Genomic DNA, 24805 nt, shown 5'->3' on the forward strand with positions numbered 1-24805 from the left:
GGGACCCGTCCCGCTAGCGGATCTCCAGGATCTTCTCCCGCATCGCGTAGACCACCGCTTCCATCCTGGAGTGCAGCTGCAGCTTCTCCAGGATGTTGCGCACATGGTTCTTCACGGTGTTCTCGGAGATGAACAACTCCTTGGCGATGTCCCGGTTGTTCATTCCGGTGGCGACCAGCTTGAGGACCTCGAGCTCCCGGTCGGTGAGCCGCGGCGCCGGGACCAGCCGGCGCTCGTCGGTCCGCTGGATCATCGACTTGAACTCGGTGAGGAGTTTGGACGCCATGGAGGGACTGATCTGCGACTGCCCGTCGGCGACGGCGCGAATGGCCGTGGCGACCTCGTCCGTGGAGATCTCCTTGAGGAGGTACCCGGTCGCACCGGCCTTGATCGCGTCGTAGAGGTCGGCCTCCTCGTCGCTGATGGTCAGCATGATGATCTTTGCGCTGGGCGCCACCTCCTTGATGGAGGTGCACGCCTCGATCCCGCCCCGTTTGGGCATCCGCACGTCCATCAGCACGATGTCGGGCAGCAGGTCGGCCGCCTTGTCGACGGCCTCCGCGCCGTCCCCGGCCTCACCGACGACCTGGATGTCCTCCTCGGCTGCGAGCACGATCTCCAGTCCGCGCCGGAAGAGGGCGTGGTCGTCCACGACGAGGACGCGGATGGGCTCCTTGCGTGGAGAGCCCGCCTCCGGGCCCATGCCGACGACGCCGTCGTCGGCATCCTCATCACGCATCGGTCCGAAGCTGTCCGCCATCGTTCCTCCCCCTGAAGGCTGTGGCCTGTGGTCCCGAGCCATCGCCAACCCAAGGCAACGGCCCACCGGTTGAGCCGTTGTGGCCATGATTCCATGCCGAGGCGACAGTCAGGTGACAGAGCACGGAGCGAAGTGGTCGCACACCGGTGCCCCTGGGGGCGCACGGGCTCACCAGGGGCACCGGGTACAGCGATCACCCGGCGGGGTCAGCCGCCGGCCCCTCCGTCCGCGGTGGCCGCCTCGGCCACCATCTGGTCGGTGCTGAGGTGGATGACACCGTAGTCGTAGGCGTGCCGGCGGTAGACGACGCTGGGTTGCTTGGTCTCGGAGTCGACGAACAGATAGAAGTCGTGCCCGACCAGCTCCATTTCATAAAGAGCCTGGTCGAGTGACATCGGGGACGCGACGTGGATCTTCTCCCGGACGACGAGAGGGCCTTCGCCCTTCACCTCGAGGGGGCCGATCTTCCTGGTCGGCACCGCCTCCGGTTCCTCTTCCGACACGACGCCGCCGTTGCCGTTGAGCGTCGCGGCGCCCGGGACGTGGTGGGGGACTTCGGCGGCCGAGATCCTGCGGACTCCGCGGCGGGTGTGGCGCTTGTCGTGCTGCTTGCGCAGCCGCGCCTCCAGCTTCTCCGCCGCCAGATCGAGTGCCGCGTAGGGATCGCTGGCCGCTGCCTCCGCCCGGATCACCGGACCGCGGGAGCGGAGGGTGATCTCCACTCGGTCGGAACGGTCGGCCTGTCGGGGGTTGGGCTCCTTGGACACCTCGACGTCCAGGCTGATCACCTTGCCATCGAGCTTCTGGATCTTCTCCAGCTTCAGCTTCTCGGCCACGTGCTTCCGGAACCGCTCGGGCACCTCGGTCTTGCGGCCCTTGACGACGATGTCCACGCAGAACTCCGTTCCCGGATCGCTCCGCATCCCTGGCGGAGCATCTCCCTTGTGCACCAGGCTCCGGTGAGCCCCGGAACCTCGGACTCGGTGACTTCCACCTCCTCCTCCCCCGCGGGCGAGTTCGCCACCCCACCACTACGGGTGATAAAGGAAAACCCGCAGCAGGGCACTGGAATATGAGGGGATGGCCTGCGCCTTTCCCTCACAACCGAACATATCTCGCCCGGGCTGATGTCGTCACCCTCTACCGCCGCGTACCTCCGTTCAGGCGAATTGACCTGCTCATTACCTGCAACGACCCGACTTCGGGGTCAGTTCCGATTCGTTTCGAAGGAACCCGGCGAGGCGGCCACCACCGCCGCACGGATCCCGTACCCGGGGCCGTTCCCGGCAGCCGTCCCGTGCGGCGCGCCCCTCCCGTGCGCCCGTACCGTCCCCCACCCGCTCCTCCGTTCCCCCCTTGTTTCCCCGGCCGCGCGCGCATATACCCCGGGGTCCGCCCGCCACGGGTCCGCGAGCGCGGCGCGCAGGGCACGGGCCGCCTCCGCCAGCGAGGCGCCCGTCGTCATCAGGTCGTCGACGAGCACGACCCGCCCGCCGGCCAGCAGCGGACCGCACCCCGCCGCCACTTCCAGCGCGCCCGCGAGATTGGCCAGTCGCCGGCCGGAGTCGAGCCCCGACTGGTCGGCCACGGTCCGCCGCTGCCGCAGCACGGCCGCCACCCGGGCCGTCGTCCCGGCGCGGCGCAGTCCTCCCGCCGCCGCGAGCGCGATCCGCCGCGTGGGGTCGTGCCCCCGGGCCCGCACAGCCCGCCGCGAGGAGGGCACGGGCACGAGCAGCACGGGTCCCACGGGTGGCGCCGACGACTCGGACGGCACGGGTGGCACGGGTGGCATCGGTGTGAACAGCCGGCCGGTACCCGTCCCGGCCGCCGCTTCGCCCAGCCCCGCCCGCACGGCGCCGGCCAGAGCCGTCCCCAGCGGACCCGCGAGTGTCAGCGCGCCCCGCTCCTTGTGGGCCAGGAGCAGGGAGCGCACGGCACCCTCGTACGGCGCGGCGGCGTGCGCCACGGGCAGGCCCGCCGGCTCCGGCACCGGTCGCACCCGGCGCGGTGCGGTGGCGTGGAGGGCGGCGCGGCACTCCGGGCAGAGCACCGTGCGCGGCCTCCCGCAGCCTTCGCACGCGGCCGGCAGCACCAGGTCGGTGAGGTCCTGCCACCACCCCCGCATGTCCACCACTGTGCCGGGCTCCGCGGCGGCCCGCCAGCCCTGTGGACAACGCCCGGGCACCCGCGGGCCACGCCGTGCCCGGGGGCGCTCACCCCGGATAGACCGGGGCCGTCCCCGCCTTGACCACCTTCTGCCACTGCGCCCCGGCAGACAGCCGTACGATCCCGTCCTCCGAGTACGCCACCAACGGCAGCCGCTCGTCCTCGGACGCCGCGATCTGCTTCACGCCCGTCAGCGACGCCGGAGGGTTGCCCGTCGGCGTGGAACCGTCGACCTGCACATAGCGGATCTGCTGCACCCCGCCGGCCTCGCTCCCGACCAGCACGAGCCGGCTGTCACCGGCCCACGACATGGCCGTGACCTCCTCCAACTGCGGGGTCACCGAGTGCAGTCCGAGGATCGACACACTGGGCCGCCCGCCGGTCCCGCTCTCCCGCTGCACGCGCCCGATCCGCAGCGACGTCGTGCCGCCCTTCTCCACGATCAGCGCGATCCGGACCCCGTCGGCGGCCACCCGCACCGCGTCCACGCGCCCGTCGAGGCTCGGCGTACGCACCTCCACGGGCTCGCCCGCACCCTTCTGCAGCAGGAGCAAACGGGGATGCCCGGGAGCGCGGTCGGCCACCCACAGGTCGCCCGCGCCGTCCCAGCTCGGCGTCGTCAGCCGGTCGTCCGCCGACGCGCCCGGGCTGGTCAGCACCGCGTCCCCGACCGAGGCGCCGGACACCAGCGACCCGACGTACAGGTACCGCCCGTCCGCCGAGACGCCGGCCGCCTTGTCCTCGTCGCGCGAGACCGCCGCGGCGCGCAGCCTCTTGATCCCGTCGCCGAGCGCACCGGGCACCGGTTCGGGATCGTTGGAGCTGCTGTTGCTGGGCAGGCGGACGAGCCGCTGCCTGCCGTCGATGAAGTACTCGTACTCGGCCCGCTTGCCCGTGCCGTGCGCGGCGATCGTCTCGGCCCGCTCCTCGTTCAGGTCGCACAGCTTCCTGCCGTTCGACCGCTGCAGCTCGACCCGGCTGACCCCCGTGGGGGTCAGGCCCTGGAGCGTGAAGAGCAGCTGCGCCGCCATCCTGGCGCACTGGGTCTCCCCGACCCGGTCGGCCCTGTCGTTCAGCGGCACCGACAGCTTGTTCTGGTCGTCGGGCGACAGGGAGGTGACGTCCTTCCTGAGCGCCGTGCCCGAGGGGAAGCTCGACGTCGCCACGGGGTCCAGCCAGCGGGTGGGGCCCTTCAGCAGCGCGCGGACCGTCGAGGTCACGGGGTCCACCTTGCTGCGCACGTACACCGGGTCCGCGACCGTGCCCAGCCGATCGCCCGCCGCCGTGGGAATGCTCGTCGCGTAGTAGTACTTGTTGACCGAGAGGTAGTTGCGCTGGAAGTCGGACTTGCCCATCACCACACCCTGCGGCAGCGCGTCGATCCGCCACTGGTTGGTCTTCTTCTCCAGCGTGAGGTGCACCGTCTTGCTGTACGCCCCCGAGTCCGGCGCGTACGCGTGCTGGGCGTCCACGACCGCGAGCCTGGCGCCCGTCAGCGTGTACGTGTAGGCGTCCTCGTCACCCGCCTGCCTGCCCCCGGCGGCACGGGCGGCCACGGGGTTCGGACCGTCGGAGAGCACCGTGGTGGACTGATCCGGGTTCCAGGCGCGCGAGGCACCGGCGGTCAGATACTTGCGCGCCGTCTCGTACTGCGGGTCGTCGCTGGTCAGCGCCTCCAGGAAGCCCTGCACGATCTCCGCGGGGGCGGCGTTCTCGCGCGGCGGCATCGCGAAGACGCGCACCTGGGCGTCCTGCCGGGGCGTCGACTCGACCCCGCGGAGATCACCGCTGTCCGGCATCGAGGCGCATCCGGCCAGCAGCACGGCGCCACAGCCGACGTAGGCCCCGACGCGCAGCAGCGCACGCCGTCGGCCGCCCCCCTCAGCGCCCACCGACTGCCTCCCCTTGCTCCCGCTCGTCCGGCCCGCCGCCGTCCCGTGACGGCCGCCGTGCCCCGTCGTCCTGCCGCTGTGCCCGCCCCACCTGCCGGGGTACCACGCGCGCGCCGTTGCCGGGCAGCGCGGTGGGGTCGGCCGTCGGCGTCACCGCGGTGTGCCGCGGTGTGATCGGGTCGGGCGGCGGCACCCCCTCGTGCGTGGACTGGGCGGGCACCATGGCCTGCTTCCCGGAGCCGCCCTGCGGCAGCCCGGCATCGTTCAGGCCGCGATTGCGCCGCGAGTCCTTGGGCTCCAGCGGTATCGGCGAACCGCGCAGCGGCTCGTCCGCGGTTCGCGGCAGCGTCAGCCGGAACTGCGACCCGCCGCCCGGTTCGCCCCATGCCTGCAGCCAGCCGCCGTGCAGCCGGGCGTCCTCCAGGGCGATCGACAGCCCGAGGCCCGTACCGCCCGTGGTGCGCGCGCGTGCCGGGTCCGCCCGCCAGAAGCGGCTGAACACCCGGGTCGCCTCGCCCGGCTTGAGCCCCACGCCGTAGTCGCGCACGCCGACGGCGACCGCGCCGCCCGCCGCCGCGAGCTTGACCACCACGTCCTTGCCCTCGCCGTGCTCCACGGCGTTGACGACGAGGTTGCGCAGCACCCGCTCGACACGCCGGGCGTCCGCCTCGGCCACCACGGGCTGCTGGTCACCGACGACGCGTATCCGCGTGCCCTTGCGCTCGGCGAGCGGCTCGGCGCCGCTGACCACACGCCGCACGACGTCGCGCAGATCGATCGGCTCCGCCTCCAGCGCCGCCGCGCCCGCGTCGAAGCGGCTGATCTCCAGCAAGTCGGCGAGCAGCGACTCGAAACGGTCCAGCTGATCGGCGAGCAGTTCCGCGGACCGCGCCGTGACCGGGTCGAAGTCCCTGCGCGCCTCGTGAATGACATCGGCCGCCATCCGCACGGTCGTCAGGGGCGTCCGCAGCTCGTGGGACACGTCCGAGACGAACCGACGCTGCATCCGCGACAGGTCCTCCAGCTGCTGGATCTTGAGCTGCAGGTTCTGCGCCATCTTGTTGAACGCCTCACCCAGGCGTGCGATGTCGTCCTCGCCGGTGACCTTCATGCGTTCCTGGAGACGGCCGGCGGAGAGCCGTTCGGCGATGCCCGCGGCCATCCGCACCGGTGTGACGACCTGGCGCACCACGAGCCAGGCGATGGCACCGAGGAGCACGACGACGAACAGCCCGGCGGTCGCGAGCGTCCCCTTCACGAGGCTGAGTGACTTCTCCTCCTGGGTGAGCGGGAAGAGGAAGTACAGCTGGTAGGGGTCCCCGTTCGGGTCGTTGATCTGCTTGCCGATGATCAGCGCCGGCTGCGGCTGGCGGCTGGTGTCGGTGTAGACGATGCGGGTGTAGCTCTGGGCCACGCCCATGCCGGCGTCGAGGCGCTTGCGCAGGTCCTCGGGCACGCTCGGGCTCGGGTCCACACCACCCGAGGCGCGCGGTCCGAGGCCGCGGTTGTCGTTGTCCGCGGCGGTGGTGCTGAGCGTGACCACGTCGAAGGCGCCCTGGCCACCGCTGGAGAGCGACTCGACGAGGTCGCTCATCCACCCTCTGACGTTCTGCACGGGGTTGCTGCCCGTGCCCGCGTTGTCGTCCCCGCCGCTCGCGCTGGCCGCGCTGTCGGCCTTCTGCCCGGCGACCGTGAAGCCTCCGACGGCCTGGCTCTGGGACGCTTTCACCTTGGCGTCCAGCAGACCGTTGCGCACCTGGCCGATGACCACGAAGCCCAGCAGCAGCACCACGCCGAGCGACATCAGCAGGGTTGTGACGACGATCTTGAGCTGGATGTTGCGCCGCCACAGCCGCATCACCGGCAGCAGCGGACGGCGCACCCAGCGCATGACGAGCCGGAGGACCGGGCTGCCCTGGACTCCGCCCTGGAGCAGCCCGCCCTCGAAGAACGCTTCCCATCCGGTGCCCGTCGTCCGCAGTCCGACAGGCCGCCCCGGACGCGCCCCGGGCCGGCCGGGCGCCGAAGCGGCACTGTCCCGGGCCACGTCAGCTGGGTCCGGCCTTGTAGCCGACGCCACGGACGGTCACGACGATCTCCGGGCGCTCCGGGTCCTTCTCGACCTTGGACCGCAGCCGCTGGACATGGACATTGACGAGGCGGGTGTCCGCGGCGTGGCGGTAGCCCCAGACCTGCTCCAGCAGCACCTCGCGGGTGAACACCTGCCACGGCTTGCGCGCCAGCGCCACCAGCAGGTCGAACTCGAGCGGTGTCAGCGCGATCGACTGCCCGTCCCGCTTCACGGAGTGACCGGCCACGTCGATGACGAGATCGCCGATGGCGAGCTGCTCGGGCGCCGGCTCCTCCGACCTCCGCAGCCGCGCCCGGATGCGGGCCACGAGCTCCTTCGGCTTGAACGGCTTCACGATGTAGTCGTCCGCGCCCGACTCCAGGCCGACCACCACGTCCACGGTGTCGCTCTTCGCCGTGAGCATCACGATCGGCACGCCGGACTCCGCCCTGATCAGGCGGCACACCTCTATGCCGTCCCGGCCCGGCAGCATCAGGTCGAGCAGCACCAGGTCGGGCTTGGTCTCGCGGAAGGCGGCCAGCGCCTTGTCGCCGTCGGCTACGAAAGACGGCTCAAAACCTTCTCCACGCAACACGATGCCGAGCATCTCGGCCAGTGCGCTGTCGTCGTCGACGACAAGGACTCGTCCCTTCATAAACGACATCATCCCATTAACTAAATCGTTACCTGGCGTGACCTGTCACACAGCGCGGCGAGGGCCCCGGCTGTCACGGGCGAGGCGACCCCCTCCTCGGTGACGATCGCCGTCACCAGTTCCGGCGGCGTGACATCGAACGCGGGGTTGTACGCCTGGGTTCCCAGGGGTGCCACCGGTATCCCGCCTCCCGCTTGCGCTCCTCCCCCCGGCACCGGCGCCCGGGGTGCCGTCACCTCCGTCACCTCGTGGCCGGGCCGCTGCTCGACCTCGATGGACGCCCCGTCCGGTGTGTTCGGATCCACCGTCGTCACCGGCGCCACCACGATGAACGGCACATGGTGGTACCTGGCCAGCACCGCGAGCGGATAACTCCCCACCTTGTTCGCCACCGAGCCGTCGGCCGCGATCCGGTCCGCCCCGATCAGGACCGCGTCCACCTCGCCGGCGGCGAACAGGGAGCCCGCCGCGTTGTCCGTGAGCAGCGTGTACGCCATCCCGTTGCGGGCCGCCTCGTACGCCGTCAGCCGAGCACCCTGCAGCAACGGCCGCGTCTCGTCCACCCACAGCCTGCGCAGCCGCCCCGCCCGGTGCGCCGCGAGCGCCACCGCGAACGCCGTGCCCTCCCCACCGGACACGAGCGCCCCGGTGTTGCAGTGCGTCAGCACCCGGTGTCCGCCGCCGGGCAGCAGCTCGTCCAGCAGTGCGAGACCGTGCCGCGCCATCCGGGCGCTGGCCTCGGCGTCCTCCCGGTGCAGTTCCCGTGCCGCAGCGAGCGCCGCCTCAGCGGCCCGCCGCTGATCGCCGCCGTCGGCGAGCGCGGCCCGGTACGCGGCCCGGGCCCTGCGCACGCCCACGGCCAGGTTCACCGCGGTGGGCCGGGCTCCCTCGAGAGCGGCTGCCGCCTCCTCCACCTCGAAGCCGCGCAGGGCGGCGAGCGCGACGCCGTACGCGCCGGCGATCCCGAGGAGTGGCGCCCCGCGCACGGCCAGGGTGCGGATCGCGTCCACCAGCGCGGGCGCGTCCGTGCACACGAGCTCGACCTCCTCGGCCGGTAGCCTCCTCTGGTCGAGAAGGACCAGCACGGGCCCTTCGGGCGGTTCGTCCCAGCGGATGACGGGTGTCCCCGCCGACTGGTTGCCCTCGCCGGATTGCGCGTACTGATCAGCCATGCGGTCAGTCTGCCCTCTATCGGGCCGACAATTGAAGGCGTGCAGCCCGCACCACCCCCGGTCCCCCGGCGCACGCAGCGTGGCACGATGGCTGCCAACTCGCCGCCGCGCCCGCGGACGGGCACCGTGAAGGAGCGATGATGAACGACACTCCGGGCTGGGCCTCGCCCGGATCTGCCCCCTCCGACGGGCAGCAGCCGGGCACCTCCGGCGCGCAGTCCCCGGAGCAGCCCTCGGACGAGGGCGGTGCCCGTCAGCCGCAGTCGCCGACCACGTGGTCCAAGGAGCAGCCCCCGCCCGGGCAGTGGACCGCTCCTCACCCCCAGGACCCCCGCCAGGCCCCGCCACCGCCTCCACCGGGCCCGGGCTGGGGCGGCGGCCGTCCTCCCGCCGGTCCGGGCGGCTACGGAGGCCGCGGCTGGGGCGGCCCCGGTCAGGGCTTCGGCGGCTCCTCGGGCTGGGGGGGCTGGGGCCCGCCACCCGCCGCGAAGCCCGGCGTGATCCCGCTGCGCCCGCTCGGCGTCGGTGAGATCCTCGACGGCGCCGTCTCCACCATGCGCGCCCACTGGCGCACGGTCCTCGGCATCTCGCTCGTGGTCGCGGTGTTCACGGAGATCTCCGTCATCCTGCTCCAGGGGTTCGTCCTCGACGACAGCGCCAGCGCACAAACCCTCAACGACCCCAGTGCCTCCGCGCGCGAGGTGGGCCGCGCCCTGGGCGATGTGACGCTGAGCAGCGGTGCCGTCTCCCTGGTCGTCCTGCTGGGGACCATCGTGGTGACGGGCCTGCTCACGACCGTCACCAGCCGGGCCGTTCTCGGCCGGCCGGTGAGCGCCGCCGAGGCGTGGCGCGACGCCCGCCCTCAGATGGTGAGGCTGTTCGCTCTCACGTTCCTGCTGGTGCTGATGGGGGCCGCGATCGTGGCCGGGGGAACGCTCCCCGGCATCCTCATCGCCATGGCCGCCTCGCCCGGCGCGGGTGCCCCGCTGGCGGTCCTCGGCGGTCTCGGCGGCGGCGTCGTCGCCCTGTGGCTCCTGGTCCGCTTCTCGCTCGCCTCGCCCGCGCTGATGCTGGAGAAGCAGGGCATCGGCGCGTCCATGAGGCGCTCCGCCAAGCTGGTGCGCGGCTCGTGGTGGCGGGTCTTCGGCATCCGGGCGCTCGCACAGGTCATCGCGGTCATCATCGGGTGGATCATCGTGATCCCCTTCGCCGTCCTCGCCGGAGCGTTCAGCGACGGCGGCCTCGGCAGCCTCGTCAACGGCACCGGCAGCCCCGGCTGGACGTTCCTCATCGTCAGCGGGATCGGCTCGGTGATCGCACGCATGCTCACCTTCCCCGTCACCGCCGGCGTGACCGTGCTGCTCTACATCGACCAGCGCATCCGCCGTGAGGCCCTCGACCTCGATCTGGCGCGCGCCGCCGGCGTCCCGGGCCACGGCTCCGACGGCCGCGGCACCGTCCCGGGGAGCTGATGCGGTGAGCCTGGCGGGGGGAGTACTGAGAGTCGTACCGGTGCTGTGGCACTCGGGCGACGAACCACCGGTGACCGTCTCACGCGATCCCGCCCGGGAGGCGGCCCGGCGTGAGCTGTCCAAGCGGATGTACCACGAGAACGACCCGAGCCCGCTGCAGCGTGCCCTGGACGCCTTCTGGAACTGGGTCGACGGGCTCTTCGGCGCGGCATCGGGCGCGATGCCCGGCGGCTGGGTCGGCCTCCTCGTCATCGTGCTGGTGGTACTGGCGCTCGTCGGTGCCCTGTGGTGGCGCCTCGGCACCCCGCACCGGATGGCCACCTCGTCCGCGGCGCTCTTCGACGACCGCCCGCGCAGCGCCGCCGAACACCGCGCGGCCGCCGAGGCACACGCCGCCCAGGGCCACTGGAACCAAGCCGTCCGGGAACGCATGCGCGCCGTCGTCCGCTCCCTGGAGGAGCGCGCCCTCCTCGACGTACGCCCCGGCCGCACAGCGGACGAGGCCGCCTCCGAAGCCGGCCGTACCCTGCCCGGCCACGCGGACCGCCTGCGCTCCGCCGCCCGGGACTTCGACGACGTCACATACGGCGGCCGGGCCGCGGGCGAGGGAATGTACCGTCGGTTCGCCGCGCTCGACGACGACCTGGAACGCGCCAGGCCGCAGCTGACCGGCAGCGCCCGCGCCACGGCCCACAACCCGCGCCAGGGAGCCGCCGGATGACCGCCGAGGCCACACGCCCCGCGTCCACGTCGGCCTCGCCCACCGCGCGCCAGGCGTGGACCCGGGCACGAGGTGTCGTACTGGGCGTCGTGCTCCTCCTGATCGGCGCGGTCGCGATCGCAGTGATCCGCTCCGACGCCCAGCACGGGCGCCTCGACCCACGCTCCGCCGACCCGTACGGCAGCCGGGCCGTCACCGAGCTCCTCGCCGACCGGGGTGTGTCCACGCGCGTGGTCACCACCCTCGACGAGGCGCGCACCTCGGCCGGCAGGGACACCACGCTCCTGATCGCCGTACCCGATCTGCTGACCCACGGCCAGCAGAACCTGGTGCACGAGGCGACACAGGACTCCGGTGGCCGGACCGTCCTGGTCGCGCCCCGCGCGTCGCTCGGCGTCCTCGCCCAAGGGGTGTCCGCGGACCCCTCCGTCAGCTACGACTCGCTGCTGGACCCCTCCTGCGCACTGCCCGCGGCCCGTCGGGCGGGCAGCGCCGACACCGGTGGGATCCGCTACCTCACGAGCGACACCCGCGCCGACGCCTGCTACCCCAGCGACGGCCTGCCCACCCTGGTGCGCCTCCCGGCCGCTTCCGGACCCGGCGACACCGTCGTCCTCGGCGCGCCCGACATCCTGTACAACGACCGCCTCGACGAGCACGGCAACGCGTCGCTCGCCCTGCAACTGCTCGGTTCCCGCTCCCACCTGGTCTGGTACCTCCCCTCGCTCTCCGACGCCACGGCCACCGACTCGGGGCAGGGCCTGTTCGACCTGCTTCCCTCCGGCTGGCTCTGGGGCACCCTGCAGCTCTTCATCGCCGCAGCCCTGGCGGCCCTGTGGCGGGCACGCCGTCTCGGCCCTCTCGTACCGGAGAAACTCCCCGTCGCGATCCGCGCCTCCGAAACCGTCGAAGGCCGCGCCCGTCTCTACCGCAAGGCCGCCGCACGCGATCGCGCCGCCGCCGCTCTTCGCACCGCCACCCGCACGCGCCTCGCCCCTCTCGTGGGCGTCCCCGCCGCTCAGGCGCACGCGCCCGAGGCCCTGCTCCCCGCGCTGTCCGCCCACCTCCACGCCGACGGACAGTCCCTGCACACCCTCCTCTTCGGCCCGCCGCCCGGCGACGACGCGGCCCTGATCGCCCTCGCCGACCAACTCGACGCCCTCGAAAGAGAGGTACGCCGTCCATGATGGACCCGACCACTGACAACGCCGGGCACACCGGGGATCCGGGCGCCGCCCGCGCCTCCCTGGAAGCTCTGCGCGCCGAGATCGCCAAAGCCGTGGTCGGCCAGGACCCCGCAGTGACCGGCCTCGTCGTCGCCCTCCTGTGCCGCGGACACGTCCTGCTGGAAGGTGTCCCCGGGGTCGCCAAGACGCTGCTGGTCCGCGCGCTCGCGTCCGCCCTCGAACTCGACACGAAACGCGTCCAGTTCACCCCCGACCTCATGCCCAGCGACGTCACGGGCTCCCTCGTCTACGACGCGCGGACCGCCGAGTTCTCCTTCCAGCCCGGCCCGGTCTTCACCAACCTGCTCCTCGCGGACGAGATCAACCGCACCCCGCCCAAGACGCAGTCGTCCCTCCTCGAAGCCATGGAGGAGCGTCAGGTCACCGTCGACGGCACCGCGCGCCCGCTTCCCGAGCCGTTCCTGGTAGCGGCCACGCAGAACCCGATCGAATACGAGGGCACCTACCCCCTACCCGAAGCCCAACTGGACCGGTTCCTGCTCAAGCTGACGATCCCTCTCCCCTCCCGTCAGGACGAGATCGACGTCCTCACCCGGCATGCCGGAGGCTTCAATCCGCGCGACCTGCGCGCCGCCGGCGTACGCCCGGCGGCAGGCCCCGCCGACCTCGAAGCCGCGCGCGCCGCCGTCGCCAAGACGACGGTCTCCCCAGAGATCACCGGCTATGTCGTGGACATCTGCCGCGCCACCCGCGAATCCCCGTCCCTCACGCTCGGTGTGTCACCCCGCGGCGCCACGGCCCTGCTCGCCACGGCCCGCGCCTGGGCGTGGCTGACCGGCCGGGACTACGTCATCCCCGACGATGTGAAGGCGCTCGCTCTTCCGACGCTCCGTCACCGTGTCCAGCTCCGCCCCGAGGCGGAGATGGAGGGCGTGACCGCCGACTCCGTCATCAACGCGATCCTCGCCCACGTCCCCGTCCCCCGCTGATGGCGCTCACCGGACGCGCCGCGCTCCTCGCGGCACTCGGCACCCTCCCGGTCGGCATCTGGGAACCCGGCTGGACGGGCGTCCTCGCCGTCAACGGCACGCTCGCCCTGGCCTGCGCCTGCGACTTCGCGCTCGCGGCACCCGTACGCCGGCTGGGCCTGACCCGCTCCGGGGACACCTCCGTGCGCCTGGGCGAAACGGCCGACGTGACACTGACGGTCACCAACCCTTCCGCACGCCCTCTGCGCGCCCACCTCCGCGACGCCTGGCCGCCGAGCAGTTGGCTGCCCGGCACCGAAGCGGCGGCGTCACGGCACCGTCTGGCGGTCCCTCCTGGTGAGCGCCGCCGTCTGACGACGCGTCTGCGCCCCACTCGCCGCGGCGACCGCCACGCCGACCGCGTCACGATCCGTTCCTACGGCCCGCTCGGGCTCTTCTCCCGTCAGGGCACCCACAAGGTCCCGTGGACGGTACGGGTGCTGCCCGCCTTCACCAGCCGCAAGCACCTTCCCTCCAAGCTGGCCCGCCTTCGCGAACTCGACGGCCGCACCAGCGTGCTCACCCGCGGTGAGGGCACGGAGTTCGACAGTCTGCGCGACTACGTCCCCGGGGACGACACGCGGTCCATCGACTGGCGCGCGACGGCCCGCCAGAGCACGGTCGCTGTGCGCACCTGGCGCCCCGAACGGGACCGCCACATCCTCATCGTCCTGGACACGGGCCGCACCTCGGCCGGACGGGTCGGCGACGCACCACGCCTGGACGCGTCCATGGACGCGGCACTCCTGCTCGCCGCCCTGGCCTCCCGCGCCGGCGACCGCGTGGACCTGCTCGCCTACGACCGCCGGGTGCGCGCCCTCGTCCAGGGCCGCGCCGCCCGCGAAGTCCTGCCCTCGCTGGTCGACGCGATGGCGACGCTGGAGCCTGAACTCATCGAGACGGATGCCCGCGGTCTCACGGGCACCGTACTGCGCACGGCACCGCGCAGGTCCTTGATCGTGTTGCTGACCACCCTGGACGCCGCACCCGTCGAGGAGGGCTTCCTTCCCGTGCTGTCACGCCTCACCCAGCGTCACACGGTGCTGCTGGCCTCCGTGGGGGACCCGTACATCGCCCGCATGGCGACCGCCCGGGGCACCACAGATGCGGTGTACGACGCTGCCGCGGCCGCTCAGGCCCAGGCGGAACGCACACGCACGGCCGAGCAACTGCGCCGCCACGGGGTCACGGTCGTGGACGCGACACCGGACGACTTGGCACCGGCCCTGGCGGACGCGTATCTGGCGCTGAAAGCGGCGGGCCGGCTCTGATCCCTGCGGGAGGGGGCGACCGCCCCCTGAACGCAGAAAACCCCGCACCGTGAGGTGCGGGGTTTTCCCACAATTAGTTCGGCGGCGTCCTACTCTCCCACAGGGTCCCCCCTGCAGTACCATCGGCGCTGTAAGGCTTAGCTTCCGGGTTCGGAATGTAACCGGGCGTTTCCCTCACGCTATGACCACCGAAACACTACGAAACACACAACCGACCGCGTGACAGCGGGATTGTTCGTGGTTTCAGAACCAACACAGTGGACGCGAGCAACTGAGGACAAGCCCTCGGCCTATTAGTACCGGTCACCTCCACCTGTTACCAGGCTTCCAGATCCGGCCTATCAACCCAGTCGTCTACTGGGAGCCTTACCCCATCAAGTGGGTGGGAGTCCTCATCTCGAAGCAGGCTTCCCGCTTAGATGCTTTCAGCGGTTATCCCTCCCGAACGTAGCCAACCAGCCATGCCCTTGGCAGAACAACTGGCACACCAGAGGTTCGTCCGTCCCGGTCCTCTCGTACTAGGGACAGCCCTTCTCAAGACTCCTACGCGCACAGCGGATAGGGACCGAACTGTCTCACGACGTTCTAAACCCAGCTCGCGTACCGCTTTAATGGGCGAACAGCCCAACCCTTGGGACCGACTCCAGCCCCAGGATGCGACGAGCCGACATCGAGGTGCCAAACCATCCCGTCGATATGGACTCTTGGGGAAGATCAGCCTGTTATCCCCGGGGTACCTTTTATCCGTTGAGCGACGGCGCTTCCACAAGCCACCGCCGGATCACTAGTCCCGACTTTCGTCCCTGCTCGACCCGTCGGTCTCACAGTCAAGCTCCCTTGTGCACTTACACTCAACACCTGATTGCCAACCAGGCTGAGGGAACCTTTGGGCGCCTCCGTTACCCTTTAGGAGGCAACCGCCCCAGTTAAACTACCCATCAGACACTGTCCCCGATCCGGATCACGGACCCGGGTTAGACATCCAGCACGACCAGACTGGTATTTCAACGACGACTCCACCCCAACTGGCGTTGGAGCTTCACAGTCTCCCAGCTATCCTACACAAGCCGAACCGAACACCAATATCAAACTGTAGTAAAGGTCCCGGGGTCTTTCCGTCCTGCTGCGCGAAACGAGCATCTTTACTCGTAGTGCAATTTCACCGGGCCTATGGTTGAGACAGTCGAGAAGTCGTTACGCCATTCGTGCAGGTCGGAACTTACCCGACAAGGAATTTCGCTACCTTAGGATGGTTATAGTTACCACCGCCGTTTACTGGCGCTTAAGTTCTCAGCTTCGCCCACCCGAAAGTGAGCTAACCGGTCCCCTTAACGTTCCAGCACCGGGCAGGCGTCAGTCCGTATACATCGCCTTACGGCTTCGCACGGACCTGTGTTTTTAGTAAACAGTCGCTTCTCGCTGGTCTCTGCGGCCACCCCCAGCTCACGGAGTAAATCCGATCACCAGGCATGGCCCCCCTTCTCCCGAAGTTACGGGGGCATTTTGCCGAATTCCTTAACCATAGTTCACCCGAACGCCTCGGTATTCTCTACCTGACCACCTGAGTCGGTTTAGGGTACGGGCCGCCATGAAACTCGCTAGAGGCTTTTCTCGACAGCATAGGATCATCCACTTCACCACAATCGGCTCGGCATCAGGTCTCAGCCACACACAAGGCGGATTTACCTACCTTGCGGCCTACACCCTTACCCCGGGACAACCACCGCCCGGGATGGACTACCTTCCTGCGTCACCCCATCACTCACCTACTAACCGCTTGGTCCGGCGGCTCCACCACTCCGAGATTGTCCGAAGACGCACCCGGCGGCTTCACGGCCTTAGCATCACGATGCTCGATGTTTGACGCTCCACAGCGGGTACCGGAATATCAACCGGTTATCCATCGACTACGCCTGTCGGCCTCGCCTTAGGTCCCGACTTACCCTGGGCAGATCAGCTTGACCCAGGAACCCTTAGTCAATCGGCGCACACGTTTCCCACGTGTGAATCGCTACTCATGCCTGCATTCTCACTCGTCAACCGTCCACGACTACCTTCCAGTGCCGCTTCACCCGGCAGACGACGCTCCCCTACCCATCACAACAGGCGTTAACCCTCATGCTGCAATGACACGACTTCGGCGGTACGCTTGAGCCCCGCTACATTGTCGGCGCGGAATCACTAGACCAGTGAGCTATTACGCACTCTTTCAAGGGTGGCTGCTTCTAAGCCAACCTCCTGGTTGTCTGTGCGACTCCACATCCTTTCCCACTTAGCGTACGCTTAGGGGCCTTAGTCGATGCTCTGGGCTGTTTCCCTCTCGACCATGGAGCTTATCCCCCACAGTCTCACTGCCGCGCTCTCACTTACCGGCATTCGGAGTTTGGCTAAGGTCAGTAACCCGGTAGGGCCCATCGCCTATCCAGTGCTCTACCTCCGGCAAGAAACACACGACGCTGCACCTAAATGCATTTCGGGGAGAACCAGCTATCACGGAGTTTGATTGGCCTTTCACCCCTAACCACAGGTCATCCCCCAGGTTTTCAACCCTGGTGGGTTCGGTCCTCCACGAAGTCTTACCTCCGCTTCAACCTGCCCATGGCTAGATCACTCCGCTTCGGGTCTTGAGCGTGCTACTAAAAACGCCCTCTTCGGACTCGCTTTCGCTACGGCTACCCCACCCGGGTTAACCTCGCAACACACCGCAAACTCGCAGGCTCATTCTTCAAAAGGCACGCAGTCACGAGACACCAGCAAGCTGATGCCCGACGCTCCCACGGCTTGTAGGCACACGGTTTCAGGTACTATTTCACTCCCCTCCCGGGGTACTTTTCACCATTCCCTCACGGTACTATCCGCTATCGGTCACCAGGGAATATTTAGGCTTAGCGGGTGGTCCCGCCAGATTCACACGGGATTTCTCGGGCCCCGTGCTACTTGGGTATCTTCCAAACGAGCCGCTGACGTTTCGACTACGGGGGTCTTACCCTCTACGCCGGACCTTTCGCATGTCCTTCGCCTACATCAACGGTTTCTGACTCGTCCCACGGCCGGCAGACCGCAGAAGAAAGAACCCACAACCCCGCATGCGCAACCCCTGCCGGGTCTCACACACATACGGTTTGGCCTCATCCGGTTTCGCTCGCCACTACTCCCGGAATCACGGTTGTTTTCTCTTCCTGAGGGTACTGAGATGTTTCACTTCCCCTCGTTCCCTCCACACTGCCTATGTGTTCAGCAGTGGGTGACAGCCCATGACGACTGCCGGGTTTCCCCATTCGGAAACCCCCGGATCAAAGCCTGGTTGACGACTCCCCGGGGACTATCGCGGCCTCCCACGTCCTTCATCGGTTCCTGGTGCCAAGGCATCCACCGTGCGCCCTTAAAAACTTGGCCACAGATGCTCGCGTCCACTGTGCAGTTCTCAAACAACGACCAATCACCCACCACCCCGAACCAACAGGCTCGAGTTCACTGGGGCCGGCACCGAAGGAACAGGCTCACACCCGCACCCTCAGACACCCAACAGCGTGCCCGACACCCTCACTCCTCCACCTTCCGTTCCACGCCGAAGCAGTACTAGGAAGAAGAGCAGACCGAGTGTGCCGAGTAGTCAACGTTCCACCCATGAGCAACCAGCATCGGACACTCGCCGATGTACTGGCCTCTGGACCGCCGAAGCAGCCTAGAAGTGCTCCTTAGAAAGGAGGTGATCCAGCCGCACCTTCCGGTACGGCTACCTTGTTACGACTTCGTCCCAATCGCCAGTCCCACCTTCGACAGCTCCCTCCCACAAGGGGTTGGGCCACCGGCTTCGGGTGTTACCGACTTTCGTGACGTGACGGGCGGTGTGTACAAGGCCCGGGAACGTATTCACCGCAGCACTGCTGATCTGCGATTACTAGCGACTCCGACTTCATGGGGTCGAGTTGCAGACCCCAATCCGAACTGAGACCGGCTTTTTGAGATTCGCTCCACCTTGCGGTATCGCAGCTCATTGTACCGGCCATTGTAGCACGTGTGCAGCCCAAGACATAAGGGGCATGATGACTTGACGTCGTCCCCACCTTCCTCCGAGTTGACCCCGGCGGTCTCCCGTGAGTCCCCAGCACCACAAGGGCCTGCTGGCAACACGGGACAAGGGTTGCGCTCGTTGCGGGACTTAACCCAACATCTCACGACACGAGCTGACGACAGCCATGCACCACCTGTACACCGACCACAAGGGGGCACCCATCTCTGGATGTTTCCGGTGTATGTCAAGCCTTGGTAAGGTTCTTCGCGTTGCGTCGAATTAAGCCACATGCTCCGCCGCTTGTGCGGGCCCCCGTCAATTCCTTTGAGTTTTAGCCTTGCGGCCGTACTCCCCAGGCGGGGCACTTAATGCGTTAGCTGCGGCACGGACCACGTGGAATGTGGCCCACACCTAGTGCCCACCGTTTACGGCGTGGACTACCAGGGTATCTAATCCTGTTCGCTCCCCACGCTTTCGCTCCTCAGCGTCAGTATCGGCCCAGAGATCCGCCTTCGCCACCGGTGTTCCTCCTGATATCTGCGCATTTCACCGCTACACCAGGAATTCCGATCTCCCCTACCGAACTCTAGCCTGCCCGTATCGACTGCAGACCCGGGGTTAAGCCCCGGGCTTTCACAACCGACGCGACAAGCCGCCTACGAGCTCTTTACGCCCAATAATTCCGGACAACGCTTGCGCCCTACGTATTACCGCGGCTGCTGGCACGTAGTTAGCCGGCGCTTCTTCTGCAGGTACCGTCACTTGCGCTTCTTCCCTGCTGAAAGAGGTTTACAACCCGAAGGCCGTCATCCCTCACGCGGCGTCGCTGCATCAGGCTTGCGCCCATTGTGCAATATTCCCCACTGCTGCCTCCCGTAGGAGTCTGGGCCGTGTCTCAGTCCCAGTGTGGCCGGTCGCCCTCTCAGGCCGGCTACCCGTCGTCGCCTTGGTGAGCCGTTACCTCACCAACAAGCTGATAGGCCGCGGGCTCATCCTGCACCGCCGGAGCTTTCCACCCAAGGAGATGCCTCCCCGGGTCGTATCCGGTATTAGACCCCGTTTCCAGGGCTTGTCCCAGAGTGCAGGGCAGATTGCCCACGTGTTACTCACCCGTTCGCCACTAATCCACCCCGAAGGGCTTCATCGTTCGACTTGCATGTGTTAAGCACGCCGCCAGCGTTCGTCCTGAGCCAGGATCAAACTCTCCGTGAATGCTTACCCGGCCGGTAAATGAATACCACCGGTCGACACCACGAGAGCGGAACCACCAGAGGAATAACCCAGTGGTTCACAGCGTCCTCGCTGTGTTGTTTCAAAGGAACCTCGACCATCGGAACAGAAACGATCCGACAGACGGGGTATCAACATATCTGGCGTTGACTTTTGGCACGCTGTTGAGTTCTCAAGGAACGGACGCTTCCTTCGTACTCACCACGAGAACCACTCTCGCGGCTTTCCTCCGGGCGCTTCCCTTCGGTGTTTCCGACTCTATCAGATCTCTCTCGATCCGATTTCCTCGGCGCTTTCCAGGTTCCCGCTTCCGCGTTTCCCTTTCCGGCGATCCCGACTTTATCAGAGTTCTTAACGCCGACCGAACGGCGTCGATTTCTCATTCATCGGGAGGGGCTCCTCGGGATACATATCCCGGAAGCAGACAGACACTCACTGTCACCTGCTGGTCAGTCCCAGCTCTAGGCAACTGTTCGAATCTACCTCCCCGCGCAACCCGTGTCAACGGCTCTTGCGAGGCGAAGAGGAGACTAGCAGGCCCACACGGAGACACGCACATCCGGGGCTCCGTCTCGGGACGTCCGTCCCGGAGACCTCCTGAGGCCTCCTGCCCTTCCTCCCTTCAGTGTCCCACTCTCACGCCGCCGTCGGAACCGTCGCGCTGCGCTCCGCCGCCTCCAGATCGCCCGTGTCGCCGGCCCGGGCCGCGCGTCCCCCCAGGACGTAGACGTAGGCGAGGAACGCCGACTCGGCGATCACACCCACCCCGATCCGCGCCCAGGTCGGAAGGCCGGACGGCGTCACGAAGGCTTCGATGACGCCCGAGACGAACAGGACCAGAACGAGGCCGAGAGCGATGCCCAGGGCGGCCCGGCCCTGCTCGGCGAGGGCGGTGCGGCGGGAGCGGGGACCGGGGTCGATGACGGTCCAGCCGAGGCGCAGGCCGGTGCCGGCGGCCACGAAGACCGCGGTCAGTTCCAGGAGACCGTGCGGGAGGATCAGCCCCAGGAAGGTGTCGAGGCGCCCTGCCGAGGACATCAGCCCGATGCCCACTCCCAGGTTCAGCATGTTCTCGAAGAGGATCCACAGGACGGGGAGGCCCAGGAAGACTCCGAGGACCAGGCACATCGCGGCGGCCTGGGCGTTGTTCGTCCAGACCTGGGCGGCGAAGGCGGCGGCGGGATGGCTGGAGTAGTACGTCTCGTACTCGCCGCCTGGGCGTGTCATGTCGCGCAGTGCGCTGGGAGCCGCGATCGCGGACCGGACCTCGGGATGGGCGCCTATCCACCACCCCAGGAGCACCGCCGTGACCGTCGAGACCAACGCGGTGGGTATCCACCACCGGCGCGAATGGTAGACCGCGGCGGGGAAGCCGTACGCGAAGAAGCGTATGACATCGCGCCACGAGGCCCGGCGGGTGCCTGTCACGGCACTGCGCGCGCGTGCCACGAGCTGACTGAGGCGCCCCGTGATCTGGGGGTCCGGCGCGCTGGACTGGATCACGGACAGATGAGTGGCGGTGCGCTGGTAGAGGGCGACGAGTTCGTCCGTCTCGGCTCCGGTGAGGCGGCGACGGCGGCGCAGCAGGGCCTCGAGGCGGTCCCATTCGGCACGGTGGGCGGACACGAACACGTCGAGGTCCATGGGGTGGGCTGCTCCTCGTCCTCTCGTACTGCGCGTCAGCTGGTCGCACCGCGGCGCGATGTGTGCTCAGCTTGGCAGACTGGCGTGTCCCAGGGTGGGTCAGGGGAAGGACGGCGGGCGTGAGTGAGCTAGTGACGGGCGAGGCGGTGGCGCTGGAACTGCGCCCCGCGAAACTGCCGAGCCGGGCGCTGGCCGTGGTGCTCGACCTGGTGGTGGACGTGGTCGCCTACGTGATCGTGTTGATCGCTCTGGCGGTGTCCACGTCCGGGCTGGACGAGGCCGCGCAGATGGCCGTGTCCATCGCCGCCTTCCTTCTCGTGCTGGTGGGCGGGCCCATCGCGGTGGAGACGCTGAGCCACGGCCGTTCGCTGGGGAAGCTGGCCTGTGGGCTGCGCGTGGTGCGCGACGACGGTGGGCCCATCCGGTTCCGGCACGCGCTGGTCCGGGGTGCGGTGGGTGTGGTCGAGATCCTGATGACGTTCGGGGTGGTCGCGTGCATCGCCTCCTTGGTGTCGGCGCGGGGACGGCGGCTCGGTGACGTGTTCGCGGGCACGCTGGTGGTCAGGGAACGGGTGCCGGCCGGACGTACCGGCTTCGTGCCCGCGCCGCCGCCCTGGCTGGCCGGCCGGTTCTCCGGGCTGGACCTTTCGGCGGTTCCGGACGGGCTGTGGCTGGCGATACGGCAGTACCTGACGCGGATGCACCAGTTGGATCCGCAGGTGGGCTCGGCGATGGCGGAACGTCTCGCCGCCGATCTCGCGGCGCGCACGGGGACGCCCGCGCCGCCCGGGGTGCCGCCGGCCGCGTATCTGGCGGCAGTCGTGCAGGAGCGGCAGTCGCGCGAGGCACGGCGGGCGTTCGGCGGCACGGGCGGGGGCGGGACCGTGGGGATGACCCCTCAGGCCCCCGCGGTGCCTGGCGGCTACGCTCCGGCATCGCAGCAGGGCCCCGTTGCGTGGGCCGGGGGTGGTCCGTGGTCGCCGCCCGGCTCGAACGCCGCGGAGGACCGGCCGGGGGTGCCCGCCGCGCCCGGGGCGTTCGCGCCGTCCCGGACGTCGGTGCCCGTCGCAGCCCAGGACCCACAGCCGACCACGGCGCGGGCCGAGGTGCCGGACCCTCCGGCCACGGGGTTCGCGCCGCCCGCATGACGTCGGGACCGCCCCCGCCGCCGCTCCCCTCCCGGTCAGGGGAACACCGACGGCAGTGACTCGAGGTGTTCCAGCTCGATCCCGGGTGCCGCGAGGACCACGTCGCCGGAGATGTGGACGGTGTGCCGCTCCCCCGTGTCCAGGCTTGTGACCTGGTATTCGTCCACGATCAGGGGGGCGTTGTCAGTGGCGTGTGCTTCTCTTGCGATCAGAGCCCAGGACTGGTCCACGGTGCGGGGGGCGAGGACCGGGTCCGTGAAGGCGACGAGGCGTACGCGCGTCGCGGAGGAGGAAGGGGTGAGGCGGAGGAGACGGGCGGTGGCGACGAGGAACGCCGGGGACGTGCCGGTGAAGGCATGGGCGCGGACATTGCCTTCGGTGGCGTGGGTGCCGGCGGGGTCGGTGCGGACCCAGGTGACGCCGTCGAGGGCGGCGCCCCGCACCTGCCAGCTCGCGGCGTGCAGTTCGAGTCGGATGGGGCGGCCGAGTTCGTCGAGGGCGAGGTCGACGGAGCCGGCGTGGTCGCCGGAAGGGGTCGTCAGTTGCGATACGTAGCGCCAGCCGGAGGGGCCGGGCGCGCACTGGAAGTGCTCTTCGGCGAGGAGGGTGTGGTCGTGCGGGTCGTGAAGCGAATATCGGCCGCGGGGCATGGGGGTCCTGGGTCGTGACGGACTGGTCGGGCCGGTGTGCCTGGTCCGGCCACAGGGCAGGCCCCCGACACGGGGGTGCGGGGGCCTGCCTCGGGACCTGCTGCTGAGGGGCGCGTCAGTGCACGGGCGCGCTCACCGCGTGGTGCGGTGCGGGTGCGCGGGCTCCGACAGCCGACGGTGTACGCGCACGCCGGTGCCGCGTGTGATCAGTAGCGGTAGTGGTCCGGCTTGTACGGGCCCTCGACGTCGACGCCGATGTACGCCGCCTGCTCGGGGCGGAGCGTGGTCAGCTTCACGCCGAGCGCGTCCAGGTGGAGACGGGCGACCTTCTCGTCCAGATGCTTGGGCAGCGTGTACACGCCGGTCGGGTACGCGTCGGGCTTGGTGAACAGCTCGATCTGGGCCAGCGTCTGGTCCGCGAAGGAGTTGGACATCACGAACGACGGGTGACCGGTGGCGTTGCCCAGGTTCAGCAGACGGCCCTCGGACAACACGATGATCTTCTTGCCTCCGGGGAAGGTCCAGGTGTGGACCTGCGGCTTCACCTCGTCCTTGACGATGCCGGGGATCTTCGCCAGGCCCGCCATGTCGATCTCGTTGTCGAAGTGGCCGATGTTGCCGACGATCGCCTGGTGCTTCATCTTGGCCATGTCGGCGGCCATGATGATGTCCCGGTTGCCGGTCGTGGTGATGAAGAGGTCCGCGGTCTCGATGACCTCGTCCAGCGTGGTGACCTGGTAACCGTCCATCGCCGCCTGCAGCGCGCAGATCGGGTCGATCTCCGTGATGATCACGCGGGCGCCCTGTCCGCGCAGGGACTCGGCGCAGCCCTTGCCCACGTCGCCGTAGCCGCAGACGACCGCGGTCTTGCCGCCGATGAGGGTGTCGGTGGCACGGTTGATGCCGTCCACCAGCGAGTGGCGGCAGCCGTACTTGTTGTCGAACTTCGACTTGGTGACGGCGTCGTTGACATTGATCGCCGGGAACAGGAGGGTGCCCTCGCGCTGCATTTCGTACAGGCGGTGGACGCCGGTCGTGGTCTCCTCGGTCACGCCGCGGATCTCGGACGCCAGTTGGGTCCATTTCTGGGGGTTCTCGTCCAGGGTGCGGTGCAGCAGCTGGAGGATGACGCGGTGCTCCTCGGACTCGGCGGTCTCGATGGCCGGGACCTTGCCGTCCTTCTCGTACTCGACGCCCTTGTGGACGAGGAGGGTGGCGTCGCCGCCGTCGTCGAGGATCATGTTCGGGCCGCCGGTGGGGCTGTCCGGCCAGGCCAGCGCCTGCTCCGTGCACCACCAGTACTCCTCCAGGGTCTCGCCCTTCCAGGCGAAGACGGGGATGCCCTGGGGGTTGTCGGGCGTGCCGTTCGGGCCGACGGCGATGGCGGCGGCCGCATGGTCCTGGGTGGAGAAGATGTTGCAGGACGCCCAGCGGACCCGGGCGCCGAGGGCGACCAGGGTCTCGATGAGGACGGCGGTCTGGACCGTCATGTGCAGGGAGCCGGTGACGCGGGCGCCGGCCAGGGGCTGCGCCGCGGCGTACTCCTTGCGGATCGCCATCAGGCCGGGCATCTCGTGCTCGGCGAGGGTGATCTCCTTGCGGCCGAACTCGGCCAGGGAGAGGTCGGCGACCTTGAAGTCCTGTCGGTTGTCGACAGTCGTCATGACGAGCTGCTCCTCGGGGTGTGGGTCGAGGTGGGTACGGCTGGTCTGCGCGGCGGCGG

The 24805-nt window shown here is 68.9% G+C and carries 16 protein-coding genes and 3 rRNA genes; 6 read left to right on the plus strand and 13 right to left on the minus strand.

Features of this window, described 5'->3' with window-relative positions:
• Window positions 1-13: 13 nt before the first annotated feature.
• The 7 genes from ACZ79I_RS15820 to mtnA form a co-directional block, all read right to left on the minus strand.
• A complete protein-coding gene (locus ACZ79I_RS15820) occupies window positions 14-760 on the minus strand; it encodes a response regulator (protein ID WP_388374518.1) in 747 nt (248 codons plus the stop codon).
• Window positions 761-966: 206 nt separating this feature from the next.
• Window positions 967-1653 (minus strand): ribosome hibernation-promoting factor, HPF/YfiA family, encoded by a 687-nt coding sequence (hpf, locus tag ACZ79I_RS15825; RefSeq protein WP_471498010.1) that lies wholly within the window; start codon window positions 1651-1653, stop codon window positions 967-969.
• Window positions 1654-1967: 314 nt separating this feature from the next.
• Window positions 1968-2885, minus strand: a complete 918-nt coding sequence (locus ACZ79I_RS15830; RefSeq protein ID WP_471498011.1) for a ComF family protein — start codon at window positions 2883-2885, stop codon at window positions 1968-1970.
• An 88-nt stretch (window positions 2886-2973) separates the two neighbouring features.
• Window positions 2974-4818, minus strand: coding sequence for an LpqB family beta-propeller domain-containing protein (locus ACZ79I_RS15835; protein WP_471498013.1), 1845 nt, complete (start codon window positions 4816-4818; stop codon window positions 2974-2976).
• On the minus strand, window positions 4808-6865 hold the full coding sequence (gene mtrB, locus ACZ79I_RS15840) for an MtrAB system histidine kinase MtrB (RefSeq protein ID WP_471498014.1): 2058 nt from the start codon (window positions 6863-6865) through the stop codon (window positions 4808-4810). The genes ACZ79I_RS15835 and mtrB overlap by 11 nt, the downstream gene beginning before the upstream one ends.
• A gap of 1 nt (window position 6866) precedes the next feature.
• On the minus strand, window positions 6867-7556 hold the full coding sequence (mtrA, locus tag ACZ79I_RS15845) for a two-component system response regulator MtrA (protein WP_198948386.1): 690 nt from the start codon (window positions 7554-7556) through the stop codon (window positions 6867-6869).
• An 8-nt stretch (window positions 7557-7564) separates the two neighbouring features.
• Window positions 7565-8716, minus strand: a complete 1152-nt coding sequence (mtnA, locus tag ACZ79I_RS15850) for an S-methyl-5-thioribose-1-phosphate isomerase (protein WP_471498016.1) — start codon at window positions 8714-8716, stop codon at window positions 7565-7567.
• 140 nt (window positions 8717-8856) lie between these two features.
• On the opposite strand from mtnA, the gene ACZ79I_RS15855 reads away from it, so the two are divergent.
• Genes ACZ79I_RS15855 through ACZ79I_RS15875 form a run of 5 tightly spaced genes read left to right on the plus strand, consistent with a single transcriptional unit; the run spans window position 8857 to window position 14395 of the window.
• Complete coding sequence (locus ACZ79I_RS15855; protein WP_471498017.1) at window positions 8857-10188, plus strand: proline-rich domain-containing protein; 1332 nt, start codon at window positions 8857-8859, stop codon at window positions 10186-10188.
• A 4-nt stretch (window positions 10189-10192) separates the two neighbouring features.
• Window positions 10193-10909 (plus strand): DUF4129 domain-containing protein, encoded by a 717-nt coding sequence (locus ACZ79I_RS15860; RefSeq protein WP_471498018.1) that lies wholly within the window; start codon window positions 10193-10195, stop codon window positions 10907-10909.
• Window positions 10906-12096: a DUF4350 domain-containing protein gene (locus tag ACZ79I_RS15865; protein WP_471498020.1), complete on the plus strand. Its 1191-nt coding sequence runs from the start codon at window positions 10906-10908 to the stop codon at window positions 12094-12096. The genes ACZ79I_RS15860 and ACZ79I_RS15865 overlap by 4 nt, the downstream gene beginning before the upstream one ends.
• Window positions 12093-13085, plus strand: coding sequence for an AAA family ATPase (locus ACZ79I_RS15870; RefSeq protein WP_471498021.1), 993 nt, complete (start codon window positions 12093-12095; stop codon window positions 13083-13085). The genes ACZ79I_RS15865 and ACZ79I_RS15870 overlap by 4 nt, the downstream gene beginning before the upstream one ends.
• A complete protein-coding gene (locus ACZ79I_RS15875) occupies window positions 13085-14395 on the plus strand; it encodes a DUF58 domain-containing protein (RefSeq protein WP_471498022.1) in 1311 nt (436 codons plus the stop codon). The genes ACZ79I_RS15870 and ACZ79I_RS15875 overlap by 1 nt, the downstream gene beginning before the upstream one ends.
• Window positions 14396-14471: 76 nt before the next feature.
• Here the strand turns inward: ACZ79I_RS15875 and rrf are convergent.
• The 4 genes from rrf to ACZ79I_RS15895 all read right to left on the minus strand — a co-directional run bounded on the left by rrf (window position 14472) and on the right by ACZ79I_RS15895 (window position 21284).
• Window positions 14472-14588 (minus strand): 5S ribosomal RNA (gene rrf / locus ACZ79I_RS15880).
• An 80-nt stretch (window positions 14589-14668) separates the two neighbouring features.
• Window positions 14669-17791 (minus strand): 23S ribosomal RNA (locus ACZ79I_RS15885).
• Window positions 17792-18097: 306 nt separating this feature from the next.
• A 16S ribosomal RNA gene (locus tag ACZ79I_RS15890) occupies window positions 18098-19622 on the minus strand.
• Together the 16S, 23S and 5S rRNA genes form the textbook arrangement of a ribosomal RNA operon.
• Window positions 19623-20276: 654 nt before the next feature.
• Window positions 20277-21284 (minus strand): stage II sporulation protein M, encoded by a 1008-nt coding sequence (locus tag ACZ79I_RS15895; protein WP_471498024.1) that lies wholly within the window; start codon window positions 21282-21284, stop codon window positions 20277-20279.
• Between the two features lie 119 nt (window positions 21285-21403).
• On the opposite strand from ACZ79I_RS15895, the gene ACZ79I_RS15900 reads away from it, so the two are divergent.
• Window positions 21404-22432: an RDD family protein gene (locus ACZ79I_RS15900; RefSeq protein WP_471498025.1), complete on the plus strand. Its 1029-nt coding sequence runs from the start codon at window positions 21404-21406 to the stop codon at window positions 22430-22432.
• 35 nt (window positions 22433-22467) lie between these two features.
• On the opposite strand, the gene ACZ79I_RS15905 is transcribed toward ACZ79I_RS15900, so the two are convergent.
• Complete coding sequence (locus tag ACZ79I_RS15905) at window positions 22468-23082, minus strand: hypothetical protein (protein ID WP_471498026.1); 615 nt, start codon at window positions 23080-23082, stop codon at window positions 22468-22470.
• A 206-nt stretch (window positions 23083-23288) separates the two neighbouring features.
• Window positions 23289-24746, minus strand: coding sequence for an adenosylhomocysteinase (ahcY, locus tag ACZ79I_RS15910; protein WP_471498028.1), 1458 nt, complete (start codon window positions 24744-24746; stop codon window positions 23289-23291).
• Window positions 24747-24805 lie beyond the last annotated feature (59 nt).

Source organism: Streptomyces sp. PSU-S4-23, from assembly GCF_055632315.1.

Coding starts and splice junctions, on each gene's coding strand:
- ACZ79I_RS15820 (WP_388374518.1), bottom strand. CDS start 760: ATGGCGGACAGCTTCGGACCGATGCGTGATGAGGATGCCGACGACGGC.
- ACZ79I_RS15830 (WP_471498011.1), bottom strand. CDS start 2,885: ATGCGGGGGTGGTGGCAGGACCTCACCGACCTGGTGCTGCCGGCCGCG.
- mtrA (WP_198948386.1), bottom strand. CDS start 7,556: ATGATGTCGTTTATGAAGGGACGAGTCCTTGTCGTCGACGACGACAGC.
- mtnA (WP_471498016.1), bottom strand. CDS start 8,716: ATGGCTGATCAGTACGCGCAATCCGGCGAGGGCAACCAGTCGGCGGGG.
- ACZ79I_RS15855 (WP_471498017.1), top strand. CDS start 8,857: ATGAACGACACTCCGGGCTGGGCCTCGCCCGGATCTGCCCCCTCCGAC.
- ACZ79I_RS15865 (WP_471498020.1), top strand. CDS start 10,906: ATGACCGCCGAGGCCACACGCCCCGCGTCCACGTCGGCCTCGCCCACC.
- ACZ79I_RS15870 (WP_471498021.1), top strand. CDS start 12,093: ATGATGGACCCGACCACTGACAACGCCGGGCACACCGGGGATCCGGGC.
- ACZ79I_RS15875 (WP_471498022.1), top strand. CDS start 13,085: ATGGCGCTCACCGGACGCGCCGCGCTCCTCGCGGCACTCGGCACCCTC.
- ACZ79I_RS15895 (WP_471498024.1), bottom strand. CDS start 21,284: ATGGACCTCGACGTGTTCGTGTCCGCCCACCGTGCCGAATGGGACCGC.
- ACZ79I_RS15905 (WP_471498026.1), bottom strand. CDS start 23,082: ATGCCCCGCGGCCGATATTCGCTTCACGACCCGCACGACCACACCCTC.
- ahcY (WP_471498028.1), bottom strand. CDS start 24,746: ATGACGACTGTCGACAACCGACAGGACTTCAAGGTCGCCGACCTCTCC.